The following is a 16,960-nucleotide window of genomic DNA, read 5'->3' as shown; positions in this document are numbered from 1 at the left end:
TCTATTCAGCACTTAAATTACTGATGAAATGTTCCATTTGATAGGTTAGATACCTTATAGGTATATTTTTATACCCTTGAGGTTTTAGACAAAAAATGATTTATTTGTATTTACAGTATTAGTATTTCTAATATGGTTTACGTTTATGAATTTGCTAAGTTAATTTCAATTTTCTGATGTTGTTTGATCATGAACTAATCGTTCAATTAATCTATAATATTTCTCTAGATTTCATATTTTATGATTATTAATATAGAGAAACTTTTTTACTTGTGGTGCTTGGATGCTAATTCGTGTTAATGATGTGATCGTCAATACAGATTTAATTCAGTATATGGAAATTAAGAGTGAACCTCCTTTTGTTATTGTAATTCATTTTAATGTTGGTAGCGTAAAAAGGTTGAAATTTAAGAATCTGGATGAGCAAGAGAAATTTATTGAGAAAATCGGTTTATAGCTTCCTAGTTAACCTGAATTGCGGATAAGCATTTGACTTGAAAAAAGAAGGACTAGAGCCATCAGTTGAGTTACTACACCAAACTCACAGCTCTAGTCCTTATGTTCGATAGTACCTAATTATTCTGTGTCATTGATGATTTTTTTCTAAAATTTGAATCAATCTATTGGAAATTTCTAAAACAGAATTTTCAACGCTTAAGAAATCGCCTTGCTCAGCTTAGTATTTCTGAAATTATATTCATTGCTGTTTGGTATAAGTGCTCTCATTTCAATAACTTCAAAGTATTCTTTGCAGTGCTGGGGCATAACCATTATCCTTTATTCAAACTTTGTTACCAATGTATGATTCATCTGATCAATACAATACACATCAACGGGCTTTGCACGCTTTGCATCATACTTTGATGAAAAACCATAAAAGCCATTATCTATGGATCGATTCAACAACATTAGCTGTCTGTAAAAATTAGCGGACTCAATGACATAAATTCCTAGCAGTAATTGCAACACGTGGAAAAAGTTCCATGGGGTGGATCTTTGGCTGTAAGCTACATTGAATGATGAATTTGTCAGGAGAGATTGTGAGTACAGCTTTATCGAAATAACATACAATCTATGCAGTGATCAAAAGCAGATCATCTGAAACAACATAATAAAATAGAAACTTTATTCAGCTTGCTCAAAGGGACTTACAATCTAGTGACGACTAAAGCCCGAAATGTTATAGGCTATTTAGCGGGTATTTATGCATCTTTATGTACTTATCAAATCTGTCATCAAAACAAGCCGATGATTCGTATTATGGGAATATCGGCTTAAGCAGGATTTGGTTTAAATTAAGGTTTATGTTTAAGTGAAGACTTATGAATAATTTTTATTTCGGGTGTTAAAATAATTTGTCCTCTTTTATATTGCAGTTCACCATATCTAATTGTGTATTTAATCTAGAAAAGGAGTAGTCCCTTATTCTTCTTCGAGCTATGGGTATCTATCATTTAAAGTGATAAAATATGGCATATTTTTTAAAGTATACAAATTTTGAAATAATTTTATGGAAAAAGATTTGTATACTAATTTGTATACGCTTTATCTCCTAATTGAGCTTCTTGGGTACAAATGGATACAACTTTAAAAAACATTAAGACGTTGTAAATACTAGAGAAAACTACCTAATGCTAACCCTTCCAATGACAACCAAACTCGGTGGTTTCTACCTTTTTTACTATTGTATTGTTGGGACATTCATGCCGTATTGGAGTCTTTATTTAGAAGACCAAGGCTTTAATTTTCAGGAAATTGGTGTTTTATCTTCTATTGCGATTATCACTCGTTTTTTTGCGCCATTCATATGGGGATGGGTGGCTGATAAATCTGGCAAACGGATGTTACTAGTCAGAATAGCAACTTGGATGGAAGCGTGTATATGGTTTTTAATTTTTCTCATACCAAATAGTTTTCAGTCGATTGCTTTGCTGATGTTAATTTTTAGTTTCTTCCAAAACGCAATTTTAGCGCAATTTGAGGGTGTTACATTATTTTGGTTGGGAGATAAAAGGGCTGAGTTATATGGAAAAGTTCGAAAATGGGGATCTATCGGTTTTATCACGGGTGTATTTTGTATAGGCGCATTATTAGAAATAATCCCTATCTCTATGCTACCTATTCTATTGCTGTGTATCTCATTTTTAGCTTTTCTATGGTCATTTACTATTTATGAACCTAAAAGTGCACCTAAATCACAGAAGAAACTTGAACCATTGTTACCGATTATAAAAAAACCAGTGGTTGCATCCTTTTTTATTATTGAATTTATTATGTTGCTATCACATGCACCTTTTTATAGTTTTTACAGTAATTATCTTAAGCAGGTTGGTTACTCAACAACTGAAATTGGGTTTTTATGGGCGATTGGTGTGATTGCAGAAATTATTATGTTTGCTTTTGCGAATATCTTTCTTAAGACATTCTCGTGGCGTTTCTTGGTGAGCTTGTGTTTAATACTCACAGGTGTTCGATGGTTAATCGTCGGCTTTTTCCCGAATATATTTTTGATGCAATTATTCGCTCAAACGATTCATGCTTTTAGTTTTGGTCTTTTTCATATGATCGCGATGCGCATTATCTTTGAAAATTTTATGTCTGGACAGCAGGGACGTGGACAAGCACTGTACAGCACAATGTGGGGATTAGGGGTTGCTTCTGGTAGTTTATTGGCGGGTAAATACTGGACTGAAATTTCAGGTGAACATGTCTTCATGATTGCAGGACTTTCTGTATTTATGGGCTTAATTTTTGTTGCGGGATTGCCCAATAAAGTACAGAAAGACCATTTAACTGAGCTTAAATCTTAATTTCACTATATTTTTTTGCCCAAGGTTGGGCCTGTTCTAATTGTTGTGCCAATTGTAAAAGCCAGTCTTCTCGTCCGAATGGTGCAACAAATTGTGAGCCTAAAGGAAGTTGGTTGTTGTTCCAATAAAGTGGAACGGACATTGCAGGCAAGCCTGTAATGTTAGCCAATTGGGTGAATGGTACCCACTTCAGATTTTCTTTAATAATTTTTTCCATAAATCTTCCTTCAGCAAGTCTATGCGCTTGTCCTATTTTAAGAAGAGTTTTTAATAATTGTTTTTGCCAGACAGGTGTTTTAATTTCACCATTTTTAGGTGCGGTTGTTGCAGTTGATGGAATGAGATATAAATCATATTGTTCAAAAAAATGGTTCATCTGCGCTGCATATTGCCCCCAATTATTAAGGTTATGAATATATTGTAATGCTGTTGTCGTTTCGCCAAATGCAGCCAAAGCTAATGAATCCAGTTCAAAATCATCATTTTGAATATTAAGCCGAGACCGTGTTTCCTGAATGGTATAGGCAAACTGGCTAAACCAAGTCGTGATAAAGTCTTTCGCTAATGACATGCCATTGATAGGCGGTTGAGCCTCTACCACGATGTGTCCTAAAGATTCGAGTAACTGTGCAGTATGTAAAATCGCTGCTTCTGCTTCACTAGAAACCTTGGTTCCTATAGGAGATTTCACACTATAGGCAATTTTGAGTTTTTTAGGTGGGCGTTGAATAATTTCTAGATAGCTTTGCTCTGGTGTTTTAATTGAAAAAAGAGAATGTAGTTCGGAGCCATGTGTAGCATCCAGCATGGCTGCACTATCTCGTACCGATTTAGTCAACACATGTTGTATTGCTGCTCCATGCATGGCTTCACTTAAATGTGGCCCCCATGGTGTTCGACCTCGACTAGGCTTTAGACCAAACAAGCCACAATAAGAAGCAGGGATGCGGATAGAACCGCCACCATCACCTGCACCTGCAAGGGGTACTATTCCAGCGGCAACAGCAGAAGCAGAACCACCGGAAGAACCACCACTATTGTGCTTTAAATTCCATGGATTGTGGCAGGCTCCCCATGCTTCTGGCTCGGTAATGCCTTTTATTCCAAATTCAGGTGTATTGGTTCGACCAAAAGTCACAATACCGGCGTTTTCCCAGCGATTAACAATTTCAGAATTGGTTTGTGCAATATAATTTGCCCGTTTAAATGCTTTACTGCCAAAGGTACTTGGATAGCCTTTAAACTCTTGAAATAAATCTTTTACCAGAAAGGGAACGCCTGCAAAGGCACCTTGAAGAGATTGCTGAGAACGTTTTTGTGCATAGTCATGCATTGGAATTGTAATAGCATTTAACTTGGGATTGACTTCCGCAGCCCTTAACAGTGCTGTGAGTAGCAACTCATGAGGGTGAACTTCTTTTTTAGCGACCAGTTCAGCTAATCCTAAACCATCATACTGTTGATATTCCGAAAACTTCATTATTGTTTTACTCCAGATGTACTGTTTTATCTTTATTCAGTCGAAATAATAATCTGATTTCGCCCTTGTGCTTTTGCACTATAAAGGGCTTGGTCTGCTCGAACAATCAGTTGTTGTAATGTTCCAGATAAAGGTAGGTTTTGATGTGCGATTCCAATGCTAATGGTCATCTGAATTTGAAACTGATTTTCAATATTTAAAACTGCAGTTTCGATGGTATGGTGAATGCGTTCAGCTAACTGAATTGCATCTTCGAGTGATGTATTCAACGTTAACACAGTGAATTCTTCACCCCCAATCCGTGCGAATAAGTCATTAAGCCCAATTTTGTGTTTTACTAATTTTGCGAACTGTTGTAGTACCAAATCACCAACATGATGACCATATCGATCATTCATTTGCTTAAAGTGATCAATATCTATCATGAGAATGCTTACAGATTTATTCTGGGGCTCTTGAATAAATAATTGACTTTGTTCCAGAAAATATCGTCGATTTAATGTGTTTGTTAAACTGTCATGATTCGCGTAGTCGAGGACTTGATGATAAAGCTTTTGACGATTTTGGCTAATTGCACACAGAATAAGCGGTGCAATTCCAAGCATACATAACCCAATACGAATAGATATGGTCGTGCTTAAGAACGCATTGGATGACGATGATAAGTAAAAGTAGGTTAAGCTATGATAGGTCACTATGCAGACGACACTATTAATAAAGGCAACAGAGAATAATCTATAGCTCAGTGCTGCCCAAATTAAGGCTGCTAAAGGATAAAGTAGTGAGCCAGGGCCAAAAAATATGTGCGTGAAAGCGACGGAAATGATGATAGCGATAAAAGGTAAAATATCACTGGTTTTTAGCGGCTCAGTAAAGAGTTCAAAAATCCATTGCCGACTTTCTTTCTTTGCTGGGAAGGTAAGAATTAAGGGGAGAAAAGTCACAAAGTTAAAAATTTCTCCTGTCCACCACATGCCAAATTCAGTCCAAAAACGTTCTGGAGACATAAAACTGTTTGGTACATGTGTGATACTTTGAACTGCAAAAAAAGCACTTAGCAGGCAGCCTCCCAAAGTACACATGGTAAATAAATATAGAAAACTCAAGCCTTTATTATAGTCACGATAATCCAATTTTGTGAGATGAACCAAAATTAAAGGGACGGAGACACTAATTAAATTTGATATAGTTAAATACAGTGTAATTTCAATTGAATTACCTGTAACCAAATCTGCAAGGAGATAGGCGGTAATTGCACCCAACCAACCTCCAAGGATATTGAGTTTTGGAAATCGTAAAAACAACCCCAATAATATAGGATTAGCAGGCCATAATAGGGCTAAAAAAGTGATTGGGCGTGTAAATATCCCGATGAGACAGCAAGCAAAAATTACGGTTGCGATTATTAAAAAAGCATATGATTGTTGTTGAATTGAAGGAGTTATAAGTTGTCTGATTTGCATTTGCAAATAATCATCCTTAATTTAAGCGTTATGATTTTCTAGCAATTGAAGAAAATAAAAGTAAACTCAATATTAGCTTTGATTTTAAAAGCTGTCGGAAATCATTCTATAGATTTCGAAGAGGAAAGTGCTAGTACCATGAGGATGAAAATGCATTTTTTTATACAAATAGATTGTAGTGAAATGGTTATAAGTGGTGGTTTTGCTTAAAAATATGATAACGTATTTGCAGGGATGCAATGGCTGATTAACTATATGAAAAAAGCATATCTTACAGTGATCTTGATGTTATGTTCAGCAATGAGCATGGCAAATGAAAGTTCTACTGCAACACAAGATGCTCAAGATGAGGCAGATCGTGGTGCCAATACGATTCGTATTATGACACGACCTGAAATTGTAGGTTTGTGGGGAATGGAAATTCCAAATAATAAAAAATGTATTGAATACTATAATTTTAAAAGTAATAACGACGTATTCATTAAAAGTGGTCAAGAATGGTCTACAGGAATCTATGATTATCAGGCTTCGAGAGATATTGCGGCTCAACTTCCTGTTTTAATGTTACAGGTAAAATACGATAATAATGAAACAGACTGTTCTGGGTATAGGCAAGACCAGTCAGGTGAAATTTCTCAGTATTTTGTACAATGGAAAAATCCGACGACCATTAACTTTTGTAATAATGAAAAAGCAGGACAATGTTTTGCAACTTTACGTCGGGTCTTACCGTGAGTTTTTTCTGATAAACGACTTTATATGAATGAATAAAAAGCCAGTCAATTGACTGGCTTTTTATTGAGTAGGGGCTTGCTAATTAAGACGCTGCTTTTTCAGCTTGACCTTCGAGTTGCTTCAACAAATGCTTTTCTAGATAGTGAATATCCATTGCATGTTTGCAGAAGTTTTTGTCTTGTAGAATTAAATCCTTATGCAAAGGAATATTGGTTTTAATTCCTGTTAGGATCATTTCATCTAAAGCTTGGCGCATACGAGCAATACAAGTTTCACGATCTTTACCATGCGCAATGAGCTTAGCGATCATTGAGTCGTAGTAAGGCGGAATGCTATAACCTTGATAGATATGTGAGTCTAAGCGAATGCCTGCACCACCTGGCGCATAGAAATGCTCAATTTTACCTGGAGATGGCATAAATGTAGAAGGATCTTCTGCATTGATACGGCATTCTATGGCATGACCTTTACATTCAACATCTTCTTGAGCAATTTCAAGTCCAAGACCTGCGGCAATACGCAATTGCTGCTCAATAATGTCAATGCCTGTAACCATTTCTGTAACAGGATGCTCTACTTGAACACGGGTATTCATCTCGATAAAGAAGAACTCACCATCTTCAAATAAGAACTCGAATGTACCTGCGCCACGGTATTGCATAAGCTTACATGCATTCACACATGCTTCTAAAATGTCAGCGCGTGCTTGTTCTGGTAAATTTGGTGCTGGCGCTTCTTCAAGCACTTTTTGGTGACGACGTTGTAAAGAGCAGTCACGATCAAATAAGTGGATTGCATGACCATTACCATCACCCAGAACTTGGATTTCGACGTGACGTGGTTTTTGCAGGAAGCGTTCCATATATACCGTATCATCACCGAACCACATTTCTGCGTCACGTTGAGCTGCTTGTACAGACTCAAGTAGGGTGTCTACCTGTTCTACAATACGCATACCACGACCACCGCCACCTGAAGCTGCTTTCACAATCAGTGGAAAGCCAATTTCTTTTGCTTCAGCAAGAGCATTTTGTGGTGTTACTGCATTTGCAGAACCTGGTACGGTTGGTACACCGGCTTTACGCATTGCAGTAATTGCAGAAACTTTATTCCCCATTAGGCGAATATGTTCTGGGCGTGGACCAATAAAGATGAAGCCAGAGTTTTCTACAATTTCAGCAAACTCAGCATTCTCAGATAAGAAGCCATAACCAGGGTGGATAGCATCTGCACCTGTAATTTCTGCTGCAGTAATAATTGCAGGAATATTTAAATAGCTCTCGCTACTCGCTCCTGGACCAATGCAGACAGCTTCATCACAAAAACGTAAATGCATTAGGTCTTTGTCAGCATCAGAATAGATACCAACCGTTTTGATTCCTAATGTTTTGCAAGCACGGGTGATACGTAAAGCGATTTCACCCCGGTTTGCAATTAGAACTTTTTGCAACATTGTGAGACCCCGTGGTGTTATGCGCGATAGCGGAATAAAGGTTGACCGAATTGGATCACTTCACCGTTTTTCACAAGAATTTCTTCAATCACACCGCTTTGAGTTGCCTCAATTGGGTTCATGATTTTCATTGCTTCAATAATACCAAGTGTTTCACCAGCAGTTACAGTTTGACCCACTTTAATAAATGTTGCTTCACCTGGGCTTGGCGCAGCATAGAACACACCAACCATTGGTGAAGTTTCAACAGCACCACGTGGTGAAGATTTTGGTGCAGATGGAATTTCTGCTGATGGAGCTGGCATTGCCGCAATTCCTGCTGCAACGACTGGACTACGACGAGTTAATGCAATCGATTGATCACCTTCTTTAACTTCGATTGCCTGTAAGTCAGATTCAATCATCAAATCGATGAGCTTCTTGATTTTACGAATATCCATGAGACAGTATTCCTGATTATGATTACTTAGATGGTTGAATTTTTTCGAGGGCATAATCGAGTGCAGCGGTATAACCTTTAGCACCTAAACCGCAAATTACGCCAACGGCTTTATCGGAAAGATAGGAGTGATGTCGAAATGCTTCACGGGCATGAACATTTGACAAATGCACTTCAATAAAAGGTATTGCTACGCCAAGAAGGGCATCACGTACTGCAACTGAGGTGTGTGTCAGTGCTGCAGGATTAATAATGATGAACTGTACGCCTTCTTGTTGCGCTTGATGAATTCGGTCGACAATGGCACCTTCCCAATTACTTTGAAAAGTATTGAGCGTTGTTGATGCTTTTTGCGCTTGAGAGATGAGTTGCTGATTGATATCCTCTAGGGTCAAGTAACCATATACTTCAGGTTCTCGTTTTCCTAGTAAGTTTAAATTCGGTCCATGAATGACCAAAATGGTCGAACTCATTCAGCACGCTCCAATTTTAAGTTTGCAATATTGCTTTGCAAGATCTCTGCAAAGTTTGCTTATTATGGCATAGTATCCTACAAGTCTTTTGATTTTTATTTGAATTATTGTAGAAAGCATGTACCAGAACTTGGGACATATATTGCGAACTTTGCTAACAATTGGCAATGTTAAAAAATGACAAAATTTACGATAGAGCAGTTATTTTCTTTTAAGGCATGAATTGACCAAAACAGCTCATTTGCAAGTCGTTTGGCTGAATAGAGAATCATCAATTGTTAACATTTCATTCCAACAAGTGGTGTAACGTGGCGAACGATGTAGTTGTTTCATCTTCCATGCAGGGCTGTTGGAATGATAACCAATTTGTATGCAATCGGAACCATAACGATGTTTCATTTTGTATAAAGTTTCCATAAGCTCTTCACGTTGTTGAATCAAGTTTATCGGTTGCCATAAGTCATCAATATGCTGGCTTTTAGGATGTAGCGCAGAAAGCATGACTGCAACCTTCACATACTTCTTATTTTCTTCAAATAAAACATCAATTTGCTGTAGTGCAGCTTTGTTTAAAATTAAGAGATCATCACTAGCATAGTCTAAACCTACGGCATGTGAATGGCTCTTTTTATGGGGTGATTTAGGCACTTTTTCATACAAACAAACATGGATACAGGCGCAGAGTTGTTGTTGTTGCATTAGGCGTTTATGCACACGATTGACATGGAAAATCATTGCTTGTTTTATGATCTCTTTTTGTGACAATGCTTTGGCAAAACTACGAGAGGAAAGGATGTTTTTTGCTGGTAATGTCGGATCATCTAAGGCAATACAGGACTGACCTTTTAGCTCACGGATTGTGCGTGCAATGAGGATAGAAAACTCTTTACTGAGGTAATGTTCATTGGCAAAAGTTAAGTCAAAGCCATTATGAATTGCATAATGCTGTAATTTTTTACTGATTTTTCGTCCAATACCCCAAACTTCTTCTACAGGTGTTTCGAGTAGCAGCCCTTCAAAACTGCATAAGTCCAATGTGGGCAAAAAACAGACCTGATTAAAGCTCTTTCGTTTCTTGGCAAAATGATTAGCAAGTTTCGCCTGAGTTTTGGAATAACCAATTCCAATACAGCATGGTAAACCAAGCCATTGCGCAATTTTGTTCACAAGTTCTCGACAATATTGTTCGATATCGAAAAGTTGTGTGTAGCCAGTGAGCCGTATAAAGCATTCATCAATCGAGTAGGGTTCTAAGTCCTGATCATTAAAGTGCTCACCTAAAATCTCAAAAAAACGACGTGACATATCGGCATAGAGCGGATAATTGCTAGATAATACTTGTACACCTGCTTCTAGTGCTTCCCGTTCAATTTTGTGCCAAGGTACAGCCATGGGAATATTCAGTGCTTTGGCTTCATTGCTGCGTGAAATGACACAGCCATCGTTATTACTCAGCACGACTACAGGCTTATCATTCAATTTTGGGTTAAATACACGTTCACAACTGACATAGCAGTTGTTAATGTCAATCAGTGCATAAAGTTCTTGATGATAAAGCTTGTCCATAATCGTCACTTATTTGAGCTTTTTTAAAATACAGATGACAACACCCCAAATTGCAATATTTTCCTCACCGTGTGGGTAGATGTCAGGATAGTCAGGATTCTCTGCTTTTAGCCAAAATCTAAAACCATGCTCCGTATGCTTATCTTGCATAAAGCGTTTAACCGTAAATTCATTGTTGATGAGTGCTAATACAATATCGCCATGTTCGGCATTTAATTTGCGGTCAATGAGAATTTGGTCTCCAGCATCAATCCCTGCATTTTTCATAGACAAAGAATCCACGCGTAAAATAAAAGTACTGGCTGGGTTTTTAACTAAATACTTATTTAAATCAATGTAATCTTCTATATAGTCTTGCGCGGGCGAGGGAAATCCAGCCGCAACAGATTCGAGTGGGGAAGGAATTGATAATTCAGTTTGTAAATGAATTGGATTCAGTTGAATGGTGTTCTGACGGTCATCTTTAGGTACAGGTTTTAGCCATTCTTTAATGGCCATTACCTTAGACTCGGGCACGCGCATAACGACTGTTTTTTCAGTGTAGTGAGATTTGCGTCCTGCATTGGCACGTTTGCCGCCGTGAGAGGTTGTATTCGACTCGCTCATAATTCACCTTGATAAAGTTACAAAATCAAGATTAGCAGAAAAATAAACCGCGCGACAGTATATTTTGTGTAGGGATGACTTGAGACAAATGGCACTTGGTTCTAAACTGCGGAACATCAATCATTACATTTGGCATCCACAATGGATATGGATCTAATCACTGAACAAAAACTGGTATGTGAAGAATATGGCTCAAAGTATATTGCAGTGCATGAAAATGATGTGATTGCCGTTGCAGTCGCATCTTTAAATCAAGAACCAATTGTAGGCATTCGTAACAAGCCAGAAGCAGGGGAAGATGTCACTTGGTTTATTTATGCAGGCGAACATGACGACAGTGAAGATTTTTTTCAAACGGTTTGTGTTAAGGATTTGCATAAAATGTTGCCTGAAGTGCTGCCATTTTTGGCATTGGAACATGGTTATCGTTTTATGATTGATCGTGAAGAATACGAAGATGTTTGGAAGGAAGGAGATGAAGTTTAAGCAAAGGGCTTAAATTTGACTGGAAATGACATGAAAATGACGGGAAATGATACGTTAAATACGATCACAATAGCTGTGTTAAAAGGGCTAGTGTCCTTTAACCAGCAACTACTTCCCTAGTTGTTGTTTGTACCGCTTAATAGCCATGTGAATAACATGGCTTTTTTTATTGCTGCTATAGATTCAGACAGCAATATTGTCAAAATTGCCACAATCCGATACTTTTGAAAAAAAACAGTTGGAATAACGAAATCTATGAAATGGGATGAAATTGGTGAGCAACCATGTTCGATTGCACGAGCCTTATCGATCATTGGAGATCGATGGACATTATTGGTTTTACGTAATGCTTTTATGGGCATGCGCCGTTTTGATGATTTTCAGCAACAATTGGGCGTGACTCGGCATGTCTTAGCTGACCGCTTAAAGCGTTTGGTTGACCAGCAAATTTTAGAAAAAAAACCGTATGTTGAAAGACAGCAACGTTTTGAGTATTGCTTAACCGAAAAAGGTCTAGAACTTTATCCTGTGCTGATGAGTATGGTTACGTGGGCAGATAAGTGGATGGATGATGGTACGGGTAAGCCGATGCAATTGATGCATAAACAATGCGGTCAAATATTTACAGCCATAACGGTTTGTTCAGAATGTAAAGAACCGTTGAATGCACGGCAGGTCAAACCAATTTTTCGTCATCATCCATTTCAATTAGACGCTGTTCAGCCTGTCGATCAAACCAAATAGGCTTGAGCCTCTTTGGTTTATAAACAATTGGCAGGTTTTGGAACACCTGCGAGGCGACTTAAATGTCGGGCAACAAGACCTGTATTAAATTTTTCTTGCAGAACTGCATTGTTAATATCTGGGCTTACGCTTTTCATTAAAAATTTAATAAGAGGACGAGTTGCAGGCGAATGTCCAAATTGCTGATAAAACTGCCGTACAGCATGCAAAATACTCAAATGCCAGTCGGTCAATTCAAGTTCAAGACTATTTGCCAACTCTTGAGCCACCTCAGGTGTCCAGATGGTGTAATCGACCAAATGACCATCTTGATCAAGTTCTAGATTCATCATGATATTTTAAAACCTATTATTTAATGGTCATGCAGCGTGTATGTGCCAAACAAATGTCGGCAAATTGAGCATAAGAAATGACTTGGATGTGTGTTGGCAATTGTTGAATCAGTAATGCAGCATCTGTATCTAGAACATAGAGTCGTTCGACTTGCTGTAATGTATCATGCTGTGCGTGTAAGACCGCATCTCCCATCAGTACTACACTGTCACTGCTCTGTAATAAGGATTGGAGCTGAACGAGTTTAGTACTTACGGAAGAATAATCTGATTGAATCAAAAAAAGTGTAGCTGTCAGCATAAAAAATATTCATCCGTTACCAATATAAAACGTGGTCGAAGTCTTGTAAAAACTGGGCATTTAGTTCGACAAATTCAATTTCTTGCTGTGCTTGAACCACAAAAGGGTGGTCTTGATTCACACTTTCCACCAAAACTGGGGTTAGGTCGTAAAATTCAAAGCTATCAACCATATTGGATGCCAGTTTAAAGGCATGTTTAACGCTATCGAACTGTTGTTCCGCTTGTAATAGGCTGAGCGCAGCATTCACGAGTAAAACCTTGACTTCACAGCCGAATGTCGCTAAAACCATAGTCGCAGCAAGGCTTTCATGCACGTGTAAGCTGGTTAGGTTGGCTTGGGTTAATATCACGAGTACAGTTTTCACACAATTTACCTTTTAAATGCAACAAATTCGCCAAAAATAACCACTTAAAATTGAATTAGACGTTCAGTGGATTGTACGGCATCGGCAAGTTCACCCAAACCGACCAATTCAAAGCCATGCGCTAAGTTATGTTGGTCAATATTGTGTCTTTTTGCATTTTCTTCATCTGTGATACCCCTTGCCAAAGCTGCACTTACACAAACAGGTAAGCGAATGCCAAGTTTCTGCCACTCTGTCGTGAGGTTTCGTTGGTCATCGGGCACCCATTGCAGGGCATTGGCTACGGAAACTCCGTCTTGATAAAAGAAAACACGGAATGCTTCTTGCTGTGTATGTAACGCTTGCGCAAGCCCGAGTGCATGCCAAGCATGAATAGATGTAGGAGCAGAGGTAATTAACAGTAATGTACTCATGGAATTCACTTAAAGGCTGTACCAATCGAAACTTGGAACGTCCAGACTTCATAAGAAATAGGTAGTATACAATGATTTTAGTAACTGGTGGATTAGGCTTTATAGGCTCGCATGTCGCTCTTAGCTTAATGGCTCAGGGGCAGGAAGTCATTATTGTAGATAATTTGTCCAATGCCAATCTACAGACCTTGGAAAGACTGGAGTACATCTCTGGGATGTATGTTCCATTTGCAAAGCTGGATATTCGTAACACGCCTGCTTTGAATAAGGTCTTTGAGCAATATACAGTCAATGCTGTTGTTCATACGGCTGGGTTCAAATCTTTGCAAGAGTCGGTGTTAAAGCCACTTGAGTATTACAATGACAATGTCAGTAGTATTATGAGTTTAATGCGTGCCATGCAACGAACGGGCGTGCGACATTTGGTTCATTTGTCGAGTTTGGCAGTATATGGTGAATCGAGTCTCGATCTGAAAGAAGATATGCCATTTAACTATGCATACCCCAATCCGTATATTAAGTCTCAACAAATGATTGAAGAAATCATACGTGACACCTTTAAGACTGATGAGGAATGGAATATTGCCATTCTAAGACTGGGTAATGTAGTAGGTGCGTTTGAACATGGTGTTCTAGGTGAGTTTGTACAACCGTTGCCGAAAAATATTGTGCCATTAGCTATGCAAGTTGCTGCTCGACAGCGCGAATATATTGATTTACATAAACAGGCAAAAACTGCGGATGGTACTGTAGAGCGTGGATTTGTACACGTTTTGGATAGTTGTGATGCGGTGATTGCCGCTCTGAAATGGCTATATACTCAACAGCATACTTGTGAAGCGTTTAATATCACAGGTGAAAATTATTCGATTCAAAGTTTATTGCAACAGATTGCCCTAGTAACAGGGGCTGAAATCAAAACCATGAATACCAACTACTTGATTAGTCAAGAGCTGGATCAGGTTGGAGCAAATACGGAGAAAGCCGAACAACTTTTGGGCTGGAAAGCAAAACGTAGTTTGACCCAAATGTTGGAAGATGAGTGGCGTTTTTATCAAAATACGTTGCGTACATAAGTGAATTAAAGTTGGAGTAAACGATAATTATTATCGTTTACTCTGTCGCCTCATTACATTAAAATAACAACACTATTCAACCTGAATAAGTAAAAAAGACCATAGATAGATAAAGAAGATAGAGGTAAACATGTATACACGTATTGAACATGACACCATGGGTGAAGTTGAAGTTCCCGCAGAGGCAATGTGGGGGGCACAGACTCAACGGAGTTTGCAGAACTTTAAAATTGGTGGCGAGCGTTTACCTCGACCAATGATCCGAGCGATGGGGCTTGTAAAAAAGGCTGCCGCATTGACCAATTCGGATTTGAAGCAAATTCCACAAGAATTAGCACACTATATTGTCGATGCAGCAGAAGAAGTGATTCAAGGACAGTGGGATAGCCAATTTCCACTGGTCGTTTGGCAAACTGGTTCGGGTACGCAAAGTAACATGAACTGCAATGAAGTGATTGCTAATATCGCCAATCAGAAACTAGGCAATCCTCTTGGTGCACAAAAACCTGTACATCCAAATGACCATGTAAACCGTGCACAATCGACCAATGATTCATTCCCAACAGCAATTCATGTTGCAGCGAGTCTGCAAATTAACGAATTATTGATTCCTGCCGTAACACAATTACGTAACACCTTGGATGCTAAAGCTCAAGAATTTAATGATATTGTGAAAATTGGGCGTACTCATTTACAAGATGCAACGCCGTTAACTTTGGGCCAAGAGTTTAGTGGTTATGTATCTCAGCTAGATCATGGTTTAAAACGTTTACATCAGGCATTGTCAGGCTTATATGAGTTGCCTTTAGGTGGAACGGCTGTTGGGACAGGGTTAAATGCTCATCCTGATTATGCTGAAAAAGTAGCTGAGCAATTATCTCAGCTTACTGGACTTCCTTTTGTTACAGCACCGAATAAATTTGAAGCACTCGCTGGGCGTGATGCGGCGGTATTTGCCTCAGGCGCATTAAAAACACTGGCAGCGAGTTTGAATAAAATTGCCAATGATATTCGTTGGTTGGCCAGTGGTCCACGTTGTGGTTTTGGTGAAATTCGTATTCCTGAAAATGAACCAGGTTCAAGTATCATGCCTGGTAAAGTCAATCCAACCCAAAGTGAAGCGATGACCATGGTGGTTGCACAGGTGTTGGGAAATGATACAACGATTAACGTTGCAGGTGCTTCAGGGAATTTTGAACTGAATGTATTTATGCCTGTGATCGCCTATAACTTATTGCAATCTATTCAATTGTTGGGTGATGCATGTAATAGCTTTAATGAGCATTGTGCGGTCGGAATTGAGCCAAATCGAGAGAAAATTGATTATTTCCTACATAACTCATTAATGTTAGTAACGGCATTGAACCCTGTGATTGGCTATGAGAATGCGGCAAAAGTGGCTAAAACTGCTTATAAGGAAGGTAAAACCCTTAAACAGGTGGCAGTTGAGCTGCAATTGGTGACCGAAGAGCAATTTGATGCAGTGGTTCGACCAGAAAATATGGTTTCGCCGAACGTAAAATAAGCTTCTGTAAAACGAAATAAGATCAGCGGTTTTTATCTGTTGCATAAGTGCGTACAATACGCATTAGATTTTTACCGCTGATGATGACCTATGCTAGACATATATTTGACAGATGTTCAGAAACGTATTCAATTTAAGGATTACCCAGGTGAGCATCCTGTTAAATTTATTCTAAATTTTAAAAAGATTTTCCCAAGTGTAATGGAGCTGTTACTTCCAGTATTGCCTGAAAGTGAAAATTTAGAGGAAATGACATGGGAGTCAAACACTGAAGATTTTGAACTATTTAAGTTACTTTTAAGTGGTTGGGGTGTGATTGAACTACGTTTGACAGCCTTGGCAAAATTTAAGGATAAAAAATTTGCGGATGAACTAGTTAAGCGTGCACAACAAAAGCGCAAAACTGATGCCCAAAAACATGCAAAATTAAAAACAGTAGAACTCGATTATCTATTCATGCACGAAATTCATGCTTTGATTGATGCTGAATTGGTTGAACTAGGTGAGAAGTTTTATTTACCAACATTAAGAGAAATCTGGAAAGCCCATCTTCCAAATAATGTATTGCAAGCCAACCTAGCTTGATATCTATTTAAACTCCTGATTTTAAAAAGAAACCATTTGGCATCAACGGATAAATGGTTTCTTTTTAGCTAAATGATTCGATAACCACATAAATTTTAGTTTTATT

General features: G+C 38.3%; 18 protein-coding genes and 1 pseudogene. 8 read left to right on the top strand and 11 right to left on the bottom strand.

Annotated features, from left to right (window positions below):
• The first annotated feature begins 588 nt into the window (after positions 1 to 588).
• Both DCO44_RS15080 and DCO44_RS15075 read left to right on the top strand, forming a co-directional pair.
• Positions 589 to 1,278, top strand: a pseudogene (locus DCO44_RS15080) (transposase).
• Between the two features lie 353 nt (positions 1,279 to 1,631).
• Positions 1,632 to 2,810 (top strand): MFS transporter, encoded by a 1,179-nt coding sequence (locus tag DCO44_RS15075; protein WP_116763316.1) that lies wholly within the window; start codon positions 1,632 to 1,634, stop codon positions 2,808 to 2,810.
• Here DCO44_RS15075 and DCO44_RS15070 read toward each other — a convergent pair.
• Both DCO44_RS15070 and DCO44_RS15065 read right to left on the bottom strand, forming a co-directional pair.
• Positions 2,800 to 4,290 (bottom strand): amidase, encoded by a 1,491-nt coding sequence (locus DCO44_RS15070; protein WP_116763314.1) that lies wholly within the window; start codon positions 4,288 to 4,290, stop codon positions 2,800 to 2,802. The genes DCO44_RS15075 and DCO44_RS15070 overlap by 11 nt on opposite strands.
• Before the next feature lie 32 nt (positions 4,291 to 4,322).
• Positions 4,323 to 5,552: a GGDEF domain-containing protein gene (locus tag DCO44_RS15065; protein ID WP_322873984.1), complete on the bottom strand. Its 1,230-nt coding sequence runs from the start codon at positions 5,550 to 5,552 to the stop codon at positions 4,323 to 4,325.
• A gap of 435 nt (positions 5,553 to 5,987) precedes the next feature.
• Here DCO44_RS15065 and DCO44_RS15060 point away from each other — a divergent pair, with 435 nt between their 5' ends.
• Positions 5,988 to 6,488 carry a hypothetical protein gene (locus tag DCO44_RS15060; protein WP_171304990.1) on the top strand — a complete coding sequence of 167 codons (501 nt, stop codon included), beginning with the start codon at positions 5,988 to 5,990 and terminating at the stop codon, positions 6,486 to 6,488.
• An 82-nt stretch (positions 6,489 to 6,570) separates the two neighbouring features.
• Here the strand turns inward: DCO44_RS15060 and accC are convergent, their stop codons facing one another.
• The 5 genes from accC to DCO44_RS15035 form a co-directional block, all read right to left on the bottom strand.
• A complete protein-coding gene (gene accC / locus DCO44_RS15055) occupies positions 6,571 to 7,941 on the bottom strand; it encodes an acetyl-CoA carboxylase biotin carboxylase subunit (protein ID WP_116763310.1) in 1,371 nt (456 codons plus the stop codon).
• Between the two features lie 17 nt (positions 7,942 to 7,958).
• Complete coding sequence (gene accB, locus DCO44_RS15050) at positions 7,959 to 8,381, bottom strand: acetyl-CoA carboxylase biotin carboxyl carrier protein (protein ID WP_116763308.1); 423 nt, start codon at positions 8,379 to 8,381, stop codon at positions 7,959 to 7,961.
• Between the two features lie 22 nt (positions 8,382 to 8,403).
• On the bottom strand, positions 8,404 to 8,853 hold the full coding sequence (aroQ, locus tag DCO44_RS15045) for a type II 3-dehydroquinate dehydratase (protein ID WP_116763306.1): 450 nt from the start codon (positions 8,851 to 8,853) through the stop codon (positions 8,404 to 8,406).
• Positions 8,854 to 9,090: 237 nt separating this feature from the next.
• Positions 9,091 to 10,419: a Y-family DNA polymerase gene (locus tag DCO44_RS15040; protein ID WP_116763304.1), complete on the bottom strand. Its 1,329-nt coding sequence runs from the start codon at positions 10,417 to 10,419 to the stop codon at positions 9,091 to 9,093.
• 9 nt (positions 10,420 to 10,428) lie between these two features.
• Positions 10,429 to 11,025, bottom strand: a complete 597-nt coding sequence (locus DCO44_RS15035) for a LexA family protein (RefSeq protein WP_116763302.1) — start codon at positions 11,023 to 11,025, stop codon at positions 10,429 to 10,431.
• 141 nt (positions 11,026 to 11,166) lie between these two features.
• Between DCO44_RS15035 and DCO44_RS15030 the strand changes: the two genes are divergently transcribed.
• Positions 11,167 to 11,511: a hypothetical protein gene (locus DCO44_RS15030; RefSeq protein WP_116763300.1), complete on the top strand. Its 345-nt coding sequence runs from the start codon at positions 11,167 to 11,169 to the stop codon at positions 11,509 to 11,511.
• Between the two features lie 255 nt (positions 11,512 to 11,766).
• Positions 11,767 to 12,255 (top strand): winged helix-turn-helix transcriptional regulator, encoded by a 489-nt coding sequence (locus tag DCO44_RS15025; RefSeq protein ID WP_116763298.1) that lies wholly within the window; start codon positions 11,767 to 11,769, stop codon positions 12,253 to 12,255.
• A gap of 17 nt (positions 12,256 to 12,272) precedes the next feature.
• On the opposite strand, the gene DCO44_RS15020 is transcribed toward DCO44_RS15025, so the two are convergent.
• Genes DCO44_RS15020 through tusD form a run of 4 tightly spaced genes read right to left on the bottom strand, consistent with a single transcriptional unit; the run spans position 12,273 to position 13,668 of the window.
• Positions 12,273 to 12,584 (bottom strand): TusE/DsrC/DsvC family sulfur relay protein, encoded by a 312-nt coding sequence (locus DCO44_RS15020; protein ID WP_116763318.1) that lies wholly within the window; start codon positions 12,582 to 12,584, stop codon positions 12,273 to 12,275.
• Positions 12,585 to 12,603: 19 nt separating this feature from the next.
• On the bottom strand, positions 12,604 to 12,888 hold the full coding sequence (locus DCO44_RS15015; protein WP_116763296.1) for a DsrH/TusB family sulfur metabolism protein: 285 nt from the start codon (positions 12,886 to 12,888) through the stop codon (positions 12,604 to 12,606).
• A 16-nt stretch (positions 12,889 to 12,904) separates the two neighbouring features.
• A complete protein-coding gene (locus DCO44_RS15010; protein WP_116763294.1) occupies positions 12,905 to 13,255 on the bottom strand; it encodes a hypothetical protein in 351 nt (116 codons plus the stop codon).
• A gap of 44 nt (positions 13,256 to 13,299) precedes the next feature.
• Entirely contained in the window at positions 13,300 to 13,668 is a 369-nt protein-coding gene (gene tusD / locus DCO44_RS15005) for a sulfurtransferase complex subunit TusD (protein WP_016167904.1), read from the bottom strand.
• A gap of 71 nt (positions 13,669 to 13,739) precedes the next feature.
• Between tusD and galE the strand changes: the two genes are divergently transcribed.
• The 3 genes from galE to DCO44_RS14990 all read left to right on the top strand — a co-directional run bounded on the left by galE (position 13,740) and on the right by DCO44_RS14990 (position 16,854).
• On the top strand, positions 13,740 to 14,744 hold the full coding sequence (gene galE, locus DCO44_RS15000) for a UDP-glucose 4-epimerase GalE (RefSeq protein ID WP_116763292.1): 1,005 nt from the start codon (positions 13,740 to 13,742) through the stop codon (positions 14,742 to 14,744).
• A gap of 130 nt (positions 14,745 to 14,874) precedes the next feature.
• Entirely contained in the window at positions 14,875 to 16,269 is a 1,395-nt protein-coding gene (gene fumC / locus DCO44_RS14995; protein WP_116763290.1) for a class II fumarate hydratase, read from the top strand.
• 90 nt (positions 16,270 to 16,359) lie between these two features.
• Positions 16,360 to 16,854, top strand: a complete 495-nt coding sequence (locus DCO44_RS14990; protein ID WP_116763288.1) for a hypothetical protein — start codon at positions 16,360 to 16,362, stop codon at positions 16,852 to 16,854.
• Positions 16,855 to 16,960 lie beyond the last annotated feature (106 nt).

The organism is Acinetobacter sp. AM, assembly GCF_003105055.1.
In the GTDB taxonomy this organism is placed as follows: domain Bacteria; phylum Pseudomonadota; class Gammaproteobacteria; order Pseudomonadales; family Moraxellaceae; genus Acinetobacter; species Acinetobacter tibetensis.
The sequence above is the reverse complement of the archived record's forward strand: the minus strand, read 5'-3'. Positions and strand labels throughout refer to the sequence as shown.